We start from the raw sequence: 10,687 nt of genomic DNA, 5'->3' as shown, positions 1-10,687 counted from the left end.
AACTCATCGGAGATAGAGGATATATTTCCCAAAGTCTTTTTGATCAACTCTTTGTCGATGATATTCACATGATCACAAGAGTCAAAAAGAACATGAAGAACTCTCTTATGCATCTTTACGACAAGGTGTTACTAAGGAAAAGAGCTCTCATTGAGACCGTCAATGATATGCTCAAAAACGTCTACCGGATAGAGCATACCAGACATCGTAGTGTTAACAATTTTCTTACCAACCTTATCTCGGGGCTGATTGCTTACAACTTCCTCCCTAAAAAGCCTGAACTGAATATTGAAATCGTCAGAAATCCTAAACTTCCTACTTGCGCTTAAATCGAACTGGCGTGCTTTTAAGTCCGGACAAAGATAATGCGCATGATTTCTGAGCCAATCGATTACAGTCGATAGTCCTCGCTTATGAGCCATTCAAATTGATCTCCGATAAAACTTTATTGAATCCCGATATAGATAGGGCTGATCCGGATAAGAGGGATCAGCCCTTTATTGTTACTTTCTTTTTGTGCAAACTTAGTAACCTGATTTTCTAAGTGTAAAAATAAGTCACACCCTGCCGAAACGTGGGTGTGACTTGCTTAATTATCGTTCTTCAGCATCCAATGGCCCTACTTTCAGAGGTACAGAGATGACCTTCCCTTCCTTCAGGGTCATGTTCAGTATTAGACCCTCAAAAGGTAACGAAAAATCTTTTACCACATTGATATAGAATTCGCTATGATTGAGCCACCCATAGTCTTCCAAGGTAACCTCTGCAAGATTCTTTTCAATCTGATTTTCATCTGTCTTGAAAATCCTATGCTTCTCGGTAGTACACGTCAAAGTAAAATGAGAGGAAATATCCTTTCCATTTTGAGTGATGGTAATAAGTTTTATGTTCGTAGGAGCCATTGAAGTTGGGAATGCGCTATAGATCTTTTCCTCTCCTTTCTCTCCATGAGCCAATGCATACTCTGTAAAGAGTTTTGGGTTACTGTCGATTGTGACCTGCTGCCCTCGAATCATGCCGATAGCCCAAGAGCCTTTGACATCTTCATATCTCCGGACTTTAAGTCCTTCTACTGAGTAGTATATACCGATATGATAACGTCTGTAAGACAACTCCGGCGATTTCTTTTTGCAAGAGGGCAACAAGAGCAGCACGGCAAGAGCAAAGAAGGTAATAAAAGTCGCTTTTTTCATAACGAGATGATTTTTATGAGTATTAAATTATTCCTTTAGGTTCAAACCATAACAACACACAAAGACATCTATATCCCTTGGATCGACAACAAGCTCTGATCCACATGATGTATGGAAGGGGAATGATCTGAGGTTGATGGGTAGGTGGCAAAGGTGAGGACGGTATCGCCATCCGGTAGGGGGACGACTCGGACGTGATGGAGTTGGGGGATCTGTCCCTCCGGCATGGATGACATCAGTATCGTCTCGCCCTCACGCCCTTGGTATATTATCTTTTCTCCAAAGCCCTTGATCTCACCTCCTGAGAGTTTGTACACCGTTTCCTTGGCACTCCAAAGCTCTATGGGAGAAGTGTTATCTTCTTTCATCCGTGCTTGTTCTTGCTCCGAGGCATACCTTTTGAGGAGCTTGGCTGCTTTACCGCTCTTGGACTCTATGTCTATACCTATGGTTGTGGTATTGGATGCCAAAGCTACAGCCACAGCTGTGGGACAGTGAGATATGGATAGTGACAGATCCGGATGAGAGGCGAGATAGGGGCGGCCGTTGGCTTCGTGTGCAAGGGCAACATCATCACCCAACAAATAGCACAGCAGCGCCCTGACAACCATTTGTTGTACAAGGAGCTGCTGTGCCTTGTCGCGGTCTCGCTTTATGAGCGGACGTATGTCTACAAGATAGATACTTGTCTGTTGAGCGCAATGTATGTGTGTCGCAAGGTCAGGCATTGCCCTTATCACCGTCTTCGGCGACCTCTTCACGTTTGATAAACTTGACTGTGGAGATACGTCGACGTCCCATTTCAAGGATGATAAATCTGTGTTCATCGACCTTTATCTCTTCGCCCACAACGGGAAATTCTCCCTTGATTTCAAGCAACATACCTCCGATGGTATCCACTTCCTCCTTCATCTCTTCGATGAGTGGAGACTCTTCGATCTTGACGATACGGATGAAGTCCACGAGGGACAACTTGGCATCGAGGACATACGAGCCGTCCGCCTCTTCTCGGTACAGACAGTCATCATCGTCATACTCGTCCGAGATCTCTCCGACGATCTCCTCGAGGAGGTCTTCCATCGTCACGAGACCCGAGGTCCCCCCAAATTCGTCCACCACGATACCCATGTGTATCTTTTGCTCTCTGAAATCCTCAAGCAGTCTGTCTACCCTCTTCGAGTCGGGTACATAGAACACCGGACGCAGGAGACTCTGCCAGTGGAAAGAGTCCTCATCGGACAAGTGGGGTAGGAGATCTTTGATATAAAGAATCCCTTTCATGTTGTCGATACGCTCATCATACACAGGGATACGCGAATATCCTTTGTCGATGACAAACCCGAGCACTTCCCGATAGGGCGTGTTGTGCTCGAGAGCGACGATATCAACACGTGGGGTCATGACTTCGGAAGCCGTCTTGCTGTAAAACTTGACGATCTCATTGAGCAAGCCCTGCTCTTCGCTCGTTTCCGTCGTGAGCTGTATGGCCTTGGATAGTTCATCCGCGGAGAGGTCATAAGTCTTCTTTCGCATGGACTTGGTGATGCGACCACCGAGAGCCACAAGAGGTCGGGAAAGGGGGGCAAAGAGTATCTCCAACTTGCTCATGGCGCCTGCTGCAAAACGCGAAAATTCAAGTGCCTTATTTTGACAGTATATCTTCGGGAGGATTTCTCCAAAAAGGAGAAGGAGGAACGTGAGCAACACCACCTGTACTATAAATCCGAGTATAGGGGCGGAAGCAAAGTCGAAAGTCTCGCTCACGATATAGTTGGAGATCATGACGATAGCGACATTGACCATGTTGTTACCTACAAGGATTGTTCCCAGTAGTCGCTCGGAGTCTGCAAGTAAGAGTTGGATGAGATTGTCTCTCTTGTCTTTGCTGTTGCGTATCTCATCGAGATGAGCGGGAGAGAGAGAAAAAAATGCTACCTCGGAGCCCGACATATATGCCGAAAGCATCAGGAGGATGATAACCGCAATGAGGGCGATGCCCGTGCCCCAAGTCAGGGGCGAAACCGTAATGTCAGCAAATACCTGCTGTAAATAATCGTCAATGTCCACTTAGTTGGTACTTAGCATTTAATGTGTCAGACATCATCGAGCCGATCTTGCGCCGGAGTGGTGCATCAGAAAGGCAAATCAGGGTCTTTCCCCTTGATGATATCGGTGTATTTCTTGAACTTGTCACTGTCGTCACTTGTCCGTGTAGAGGCCGGCGGAGTCTCTGTCTCCGGTGTTTTGAGCCCTTGTCCACGTCCCAATAGTTCGACTCTGTCGGCGACGATCTCAGTCACACGCTGAGAGTGTCCGAGTTTATCTGCGAAATCTCTGTAGTGTAACCTCCCCTCGACAAACAGATGCGCCCCCTTGCGAACGTACTTTTCCACAAACATCGCTGTATGCTTGAATGTCTTGATGTTGTGCCAGTCCGTCAGAGTAGCGACCTCTTCTCCGTTTTGTTTGGTGTATCCCCTTTCGTTGGTTGCCAACGTAAATGTGGCGATGCAACTATCACGATCGAAGTACTTTACCTCCGGATCCTTGCCGACATTGCCTATGAGTATGACTTTGTTGTACGACATAACAATATGGAGTCAAAGGTACACATTTTTTCAATAACGCTATGAAACTCCACGTGGTGAGGCGGTTTACTTTGACATCTCTGGGAGTTTGGCATTGAAAAGGAGAAGACACTGTAATTGTCTCTGCTTGGACATCCCGAAATCAAGTACCTCTGCTATATACTTGGACATGCTGCCGTGGCGCTTTACCAAGTAGCCTATCATATTGTTGAGATCCGTATCGCGACATCTGAAAAACTCGGTAAGGGTCTCTTGTACCTCGCTGGAGTATTTGTATCCATCGGGAAACAGGCGAGAGGCAGAGAGCACATGGTTGGTTTCGGTGTATTCTCTGATGATATCGTTGTGGCTGACTTCGAGAATACTCTGCAGGAGCATGATGAAGAATCCCACTCTGTCTTTGCCAAAAGTGTCGGAGATGAGGACGGGGTAATTGGCAGGTTCAAGGAGGAAGTGCAAGGCTTCGGAAAATTGAGCTTTGTTTTTGTAAGCCAGGTCTTTGAAGTATTCTTGCTGCTTTTGGCGCACTCCTTCGGCAGATAGACCACCGGTCTTGATATCCTGTATATGCTCGGAATAGTTGTAGCCTACCTCGGTGGGGATGACGAGGGTAGGTACATCGGGCAGGTCGCCGTGTGTTTCATTGCCATAGACAGACTCGGACAGTATCACACGGGATCTGAGTCTGAGATTTGACAGGAGTACTCTGTCCTTTTTGCTTATGTCCACCAAAGCCCCTGATCGTGCTATCATGCCCCAAGATACCGCCTTTCCGGAAGTCGTCACGTAGCCGCCGATATCTCTCAAGTTGATCGAACTATCCGTATTGGGAAGGCGTACGGCCGTGACGGTCTTGTGGTTTTGGTTGAATACCAATAGGAAAAACTTCCTTGATACCTGATCCGCAGGGATGTATTTCACCATCTGGTGAGCGATAGGTGCGGTGATCATCGGGTCAGAGGGGAAGGAGTGCGGATCATCCGATACGAAGATGTCTACCTTGCCATTCATCACCGGCATGGTCTCCCAATGTATCACGTAGTTCCCCACTTCGTCACGCTTGGTAGAGGCGTCTATGAATTGGGCTTGCGGTGCACATGCCGACAGTCCCTCAAAGAGGATTGCCAACAAGCATACCCATACCGTTGGTCTCATAGCAGTCAAAATCGACTTAAATCTTTCGGTAAGCATAGACCTTATTGTATTGCAAAGTGTCGCACCAAAATCTAAAGAAAAAAGGATAACTTTGTAACAGTCACTCATCCTTCATAAGTTATCTTTCGCAAAGATAATTAGAAGAATGAATTAAGATTCTTCATTTCTGTATTTTCACACTAATTTAATCTTTATCATCTCAAAATGGCATGTGAAGTAATCGTATAGTGCCCGATATCTCTCACTGCTCTCCTCGAAACAACTAATGTCCGACTCATCTTCCATCAATCAACATACGGCCATCCTGCTCATCAATACGGGATCTCCCGCCGCTCTCACTCCATCAGAAGTCCGCAAGTATCTCATCCGTTTTCTCACGGACAGTCGTATCATAGGCTTGGCACCACCACTTCGTCACCTGCTCGTGAGAGGTCTTATCGCTCCGCTGAGGGCAAAAAGTTCGATCAAAAAGTACCAACGCATATGGTCTGACGAAGGGCCGTTGTTGCGTGTGTACTCTCACCGTCTGTCCCAAAAGATGGAAGCCCTCAGTGGGATCACCGTGCGCTGTGCCATGCGGTACGAGCGTGACAGTGTGCGCACCGCCTTGGCAGAGCTCCATGCTCTCGGTAAGACAGAGGTCATACTCCTGCCACTCTTTCCTCACTATGCCATCAGCAGTTTTGAGACCGCTGTTATCCATGTCCGGGATATCGCTCAGAGGGCCGGACTCTTCTCCATGAGTCTCAGGTGCGTCAAGCCCTACTACGGTCATCCGGAGTATGTCGAAGCCTTTGCCCGAAGCCTTTCGGCGCATGTCAGAGCAGGAGACCATGTGGTCTTTTCCTTCCACGGTATACCCCTCTATCAGGTCGATCCATACGTAGACCAACCCCTATACGACTACCCTTGGCAATGCACAGAGATGACAAGGCTTGCCTTGGCTCACCCGTTGCTCTCCTCGATCGGAGGAGTGACACACGAAATCTGTTACCAGTCACGATTCGGGCATCACAAGTGGCTCTCTCCTGCTACCATAGATAGAGTAAAGAGCCTCCCGTCCGAAGGGTATAAGCGTATAGTCGTGGTCTGTCCGTCGTTTGTCTGCGACTGTCTTGAGAGTGTCGATGAGATAGGTTACGAGGCCGAAGAGGACTTCCGTCATGCCGGAGGAGATGTCTTGGACTTTGTCCCTTGTCTCAACGATGACGATGCCACGGCTCAAGCCTTGTTGTCCATCGCAAAGACGTGTACCCTCCCACTCTCGGAGCTCCTTCCTCCCGGTCTCTGAAGTGAGAGAAGTGTCATGATATATTTTGCGCTCAGGAAATAAAAGTGTAAATTGGACATCGACAGCATCTTATGCTGATTAAAGTCAAACAATACAAAGAACTTTATCATGAACGAACCGAATACAAAAAACAAATGGGGATTTACTCTGCTCTTCAGTATTTTTCTCGCTTTGAAGATACTGTTGGATATCTCGGTACAGTCGGAGTGGGGCTCATGGTCTACTTACATATTGGTGCTGTTTGCCATTTCCGCAGTCGTCAATACAGTGTGGTTGCTGATGAGAAAAAACAGAAATATCTTTTTCAAGATACTCGCGATACTGGGCACTTGGCTTTTGGTATACACCTCTCTTCGATTTGTAGCGCCTTTCTAAAGCGTTTTTTGCCGATAGGGAAGCCTCGGGAAATCGAGGTGCATGTCAATGCCTCCGGAAAAAGGTATAGAACCTTCGAAATTAAGTTGTCTAACTTGTCATCGGAAGTTGTCTAACTTGATGCGTCAAGTTAGACAACTTTTTTTGGACCTTCGTAAACGCTTGTATCTCAAGTATCCCCGGGAAAGCGATAGGAAAGGGCGCTCCGATGACGGCTCGACAGCGAAAAATACGGCTCAGGTGGGATGCTCTCGGAGGATGAGAGACTTTTTTGATTTTTTTGTGCCCCAAAATGTGTGCGGGTGATTCTGTATGTGAGCGCAAATCGTTATTTTTGTGCATTAGTAACCACTATATCATCCCTAAAATCAGAGATATGTTATCTTTCTTTCGACACGCCGATGGCACGGTCTATGCCGTACAGCACTCCGCTGACTTTTCAAATGCAAATATCGAAGCCTTGACCTGGCTCTTTGATGGGGCAGTACGTGTGTCTGCTTCGGAGCTTCAGAGCTTCCATATCGGGCCTCGTCCTGAGATGATCACCCCATGGAGTACCACAGCTGTAGAGATCACACAGACCATGGGTCTGACAGGTATCGAACGTATCGAGTTCTTCGTCTCGGCAACTCCCGAGACAGCTTATGACCCTATGCTCCTTCGTGCTTACGAGGGTATCAATGAGGGTATATTTGCGCAGAACTTCGAGCCCGCCGCCATCCTCAAGGTCGAGGACATAGAGAAATATAACGAAGAACAGGGGCTTGCCCTCAGTGAAGAGGAAATAGTGTATCTCAAAGGGGTGGTTCGTGAGCTCGGTCGTCCTCTCACGGATAGTGAGTTGTTCGGATTCTCACAGGTCAATTCGGAACACTGTCGCCACAAGATCTTCGGTGGTACATTTGTCATCGACGGCGAGGAAAAAGAGCGTTCGCTCTTCAAGATGATCAAGGATACATCTGCAGCCAATCCCAATCGTCTCGTGTCGGCATACAAGGACAATGTCGCATTTAACCAAGGTCCCCGCATCGAGCAGTTTGCACCTTCTGCAGGGGACACTTCATCATACTTTGGTACCAAAGAAATAGATACCGTGGTGTCTCTCAAGGCTGAGACGCACAACTTCCCGACGACAGTGGAGCCGTTCAACGGTGCTGCGACAGGATCGGGAGGAGAGATCAGAGACCGTCTCGCAGGAGGTAAGGCCAGCATCCCTCTCGCGGGTACTGCGGTCTACATGACTTCATACACCAGAGATGACGACAAGGACCGTAAGTGGGAACAAAAGATCTCGGCTCGCCCTTGGCTCTACCAGACACCTCAGCAGATCCTCACAAAGGCTTCGAATGGTGCTTCGGACTTCGGGAATAAGTTCGGACAACCGCTTATCTGTGGTTCGGTACTGACATTTGAACATCAGGAAAACGACAAGACTTGGGGTTATGACAAAGTAATCATGCTCGCCGGTGGTGTCGGATTTGCCAATAAAAGGGATGCCCTCAAGGGTAAGCCCGAGCCGGGCGAAAAGGTCATCGTCATGGGTGGCGACAACTACCGCATCGGTATGGGTGGTGGTGCCGTGTCTTCGGTCAATACAGGTGAGATGAAGGAGGCTGTGGAGCTCAATGCCATCCAACGCTCCAACCCTGAGATGCAGAAGCGTGTGGCGAACGTGGTGCGTTCGCTCGCAGAGAGTGATGACAATCCTATCATCTCGATCCACGACCACGGTGCTGGCGGACACCTCAACTGTCTGTCCGAACTCATCGAAGAGACCGGAGGACATATCGATATGGATCGTCTGCCCGTAGGCGACCCGACACTTTCGGCAAAAGAAATAATCGGAAATGAGAGTCAGGAGCGTATGGGGCTCCTTGTCAAGGAAAAAGATATCGAACGCATCAGTAAGATAGCGGAACGCGAACGTGCTCCTCTGTATGTCGTCGGAGAGACAACCAACGACATGGCTCTCGTATTTGAAAAAGATAATGGTGAGAAACCTATCGACCTCGCTCTCCAACATATGTTTGGCAGTGCGCCAAAGACCATCATGACGGATAGGACGGTGGAGACTTCATTCGCCGATCCCGATACTACTGCTTGCAACGAAGATTTTGCAGCACAAGTGGAGGCTGTCCTCCGACTTGAAGCAGTGGCTTGTAAGGATTGGCTCACCAACAAGGTGGATCGCTCGGTCACAGGTAGAGTAGCTCGCCAGCAGTGTCAAGGGGAGTTGCAGTTGCCTCTCTCCGATCTCGGTGCAATGTCTCTCGACTTCAGAGGAAAGAGCGGTATAGCAACTTCGGTGGGTCATGCTCCTGTGGTGGCTCTTGCCAATCCGGCTGCGGGTTCTCGCCTCGCGATAGCCGAAGCCCTCACCAATCTCATAGGTGCACCGATAGAGGGAGGTATGGAGGCAATCTCGCTCTCTGCCAACTGGATGTGGCCTTGCCGTAATGCCGGTGAGGATGCTCGCCTCTATGAGGCTGTGGAGGCTTGTTCGGACTTTGCTATCAAGCTGGGCATCAACATCCCGACAGGTAAGGACTCTCTCTCCATGACACAAAAATATCCTTCGGGCGAAAAGGTTGTCGCTCCGGGAACTCTTATCGTCTCCGCAGCAGCAGAGATCGGAGATGTCCGTAAGATCGTAGGCCCGGTCATCAAGGATGTCAAGGGTAGTGGTCTGATACATGTGGACTTCTCATTCTGCAAGGCATCTCTCGGGGGATCGGCATTCTACCAGACTCTCGGTAAAGTCGGTAACGACACGCCCGATGTCATGGACTCCGAATACTTTGCTGATGCTTATCTCGCTGTGTCCGAACTCATCAACAAGGGAGACATCCTCGCTATCCATGATATTTCAGCAGGGGGGCTTATCACGACTCTTCTCGAGATGACATTTGCCAATACAAAGGGCGGTCTCGATGTGAACTTGCAAGCCACCGAAAGCGACCTTCGTACACTGCTCTTCGCAGAAAATCCGGGTGTCGTCATACAAGTAGCGAAGCCAAAAGAGGTAATGGCTTATCTCGAAGAGGCAGGGGTCGGATGTGCTCAGATAGCTACACTCTCGCCCTCTCGCCACATACATATCGCAGCAAAGGGTAAGGACATCACGCTCGACATCGATGCCCTCAGAGATGTCTGGTATGAGGCTTCCAAGCGCATGGAAGTCTATCAGACTAATCCAGCTCAGGCTGCCGAACGTGCGAAGAACTACTTCCACCAGCCTGTACAATACCACTTCGGCGCAGATTTCAAGGGGACTCTCGGGTCGTACGGAAAGACCCGCGACCGCAAGGAGCGTTCGGGCATCACGGCTGCTATAGTAAGGGATAAGGGAACCAACGGTGAGCGCGAAATGGCTTATGCTCTTCACCTCGCAGGCTTTGACGTCAAGGATATTCATATGACAGACTTGATGACCGGCAGGGAAGACTTGTCTGAGGTGCAGATGTTGGTATTCTGCGGAGGATTCTCCAACTCGGATGTGCTCGGATCTGCAAAAGGTTGGGCAGCGGGATTCCTGTACAACGAAAAAGCAAAGGCTTCTCTCGATGCGTTCTATGCTCGCAAGGACACTCTTACTCTCGGCATCTGCAACGGATGTCAGTTGCTCGGAGAGCTCGGACTCCTCTATCCTGAGCACGAAGAGAAACACCGCATGGTACACAACCTATCGGCTCGCTTTGAGTCGGGCTTTGTCTCTCTTGAGATCCCTGCCAACGACACTGTGATGTTCGGCAGTCTCAGCGGACAGAAGATAGGTGTATGGATCGCTCACGGAGAAGGCAAGTTTGACCTCCCATATACTACCGACAAGTACAGCATCGTGGCAAAGTACCTATACGATGCTTATCCTGCCAACCCCAACGGTTCGCCCGAAGGTATAGCAGCCCTTGCCAGCCCATGCGGACGTCATATTGCGATGATGCCACACCCCGAGAGGTGTATCTTCCCATGGCAATGCGGTTACTATCCTGAGCGCGAAGGTATGGATGTCACTCCATGGTTTGAAGCCTTCGTCAATGCCTTTGAGTGGTGCCGTATACACAAAAGCTAAATCACAATACACATAC

The 10,687-nt window shown here is 48.9% G+C and carries 9 protein-coding genes; 4 read left to right on the top strand and 5 right to left on the bottom strand.

The features are described from left to right. A partial coding sequence (locus Q4A14_RS05170; protein ID WP_303170441.1) for a transposase occupies positions 1–329 on the top strand: 329 nt, incomplete at its 5' end. A 264-nt stretch (positions 330–593) separates the two neighbouring features. On the opposite strand, the gene Q4A14_RS05165 is transcribed toward Q4A14_RS05170, so the two are convergent. The 5 genes from Q4A14_RS05165 to Q4A14_RS05145 all read right to left on the bottom strand — a co-directional run bounded on the left by Q4A14_RS05165 (position 594) and on the right by Q4A14_RS05145 (position 4,936). Beyond that, complete coding sequence (locus Q4A14_RS05165; RefSeq protein WP_303170440.1) at positions 594–1,193, bottom strand: hypothetical protein; 600 nt, start codon at positions 1,191–1,193, stop codon at positions 594–596. A gap of 68 nt (positions 1,194–1,261) precedes the next feature. Further along, positions 1,262–1,954: a 4'-phosphopantetheinyl transferase superfamily protein gene (locus tag Q4A14_RS05160; protein WP_303170438.1), complete on the bottom strand. Its 693-nt coding sequence runs from the start codon at positions 1,952–1,954 to the stop codon at positions 1,262–1,264. Next, the gene (gene gldE / locus Q4A14_RS05155) at positions 1,914–3,260 is read right to left on the bottom strand and encodes a gliding motility-associated protein GldE (protein ID WP_303170437.1); all 1,347 of its coding nucleotides are present in this window, start codon (positions 3,258–3,260) and stop codon (positions 1,914–1,916) included. Before gldE ends, Q4A14_RS05160 begins: the two co-directional genes overlap by 41 nt. 65 nt (positions 3,261–3,325) lie before the next feature. Further along, positions 3,326–3,781, bottom strand: a complete 456-nt coding sequence (locus Q4A14_RS05150; RefSeq protein ID WP_303170436.1) for a single-stranded DNA-binding protein — start codon at positions 3,779–3,781, stop codon at positions 3,326–3,328. A 66-nt stretch (positions 3,782–3,847) separates the two neighbouring features. Continuing rightward, positions 3,848–4,936, bottom strand: a complete 1,089-nt coding sequence (locus tag Q4A14_RS05145) for a tyrosine-protein phosphatase (protein WP_303170433.1) — start codon at positions 4,934–4,936, stop codon at positions 3,848–3,850. A 265-nt stretch (positions 4,937–5,201) separates the two neighbouring features. Between Q4A14_RS05145 and hemH the strand changes: the two genes are divergently transcribed. The 3 genes from hemH (at position 5,202) to purL (ending at position 10,671) form a co-directional block, all read left to right on the top strand. Then, complete coding sequence (hemH, locus tag Q4A14_RS05140; RefSeq protein WP_303170432.1) at positions 5,202–6,227, top strand: ferrochelatase; 1,026 nt, start codon at positions 5,202–5,204, stop codon at positions 6,225–6,227. Between the two features lie 108 nt (positions 6,228–6,335). After that, positions 6,336–6,602, top strand: a complete 267-nt coding sequence (locus Q4A14_RS05135; protein ID WP_303170430.1) for a hypothetical protein — start codon at positions 6,336–6,338, stop codon at positions 6,600–6,602. A 376-nt stretch (positions 6,603–6,978) separates the two neighbouring features. Then, positions 6,979–10,671 carry a phosphoribosylformylglycinamidine synthase gene (gene purL, locus Q4A14_RS05130; RefSeq protein ID WP_303170429.1) on the top strand — a complete coding sequence of 1,231 codons (3,693 nt, stop codon included), beginning with the start codon at positions 6,979–6,981 and terminating at the stop codon, positions 10,669–10,671. Positions 10,672–10,687 lie beyond the last annotated feature (16 nt).

The organism is Porphyromonas sp. (assembly GCF_030529325.1).
Taxonomy (GTDB): domain Bacteria; phylum Bacteroidota; class Bacteroidia; order Bacteroidales; family Porphyromonadaceae; genus Porphyromonas_A.
This window is presented reverse-complemented; position numbering and strand designations above follow the sequence as displayed.

Excerpts from the sequence above, each read along its gene's own strand:
- hemH (WP_303170432.1), top strand. The coding sequence starts at position 5,202 with ATGTCCGACTCATCTTCCATCAATCAACATACGGCCATCCTGCTCATC.
- Q4A14_RS05145 (WP_303170433.1), bottom strand. The coding sequence starts at position 4,936 with ATGAGACCAACGGTATGGGTATGCTTGTTGGCAATCCTCTTTGAGGGA.
- Q4A14_RS05165 (WP_303170440.1), bottom strand. The coding sequence starts at position 1,193 with ATGAAAAAAGCGACTTTTATTACCTTCTTTGCTCTTGCCGTGCTGCTC.
- purL (WP_303170429.1), top strand. The coding sequence starts at position 6,979 with ATGTTATCTTTCTTTCGACACGCCGATGGCACGGTCTATGCCGTACAG.
- Q4A14_RS05135 (WP_303170430.1), top strand. The coding sequence starts at position 6,336 with ATGAACGAACCGAATACAAAAAACAAATGGGGATTTACTCTGCTCTTC.
- Q4A14_RS05150 (WP_303170436.1), bottom strand. The coding sequence starts at position 3,781 with ATGTCGTACAACAAAGTCATACTCATAGGCAATGTCGGCAAGGATCCG.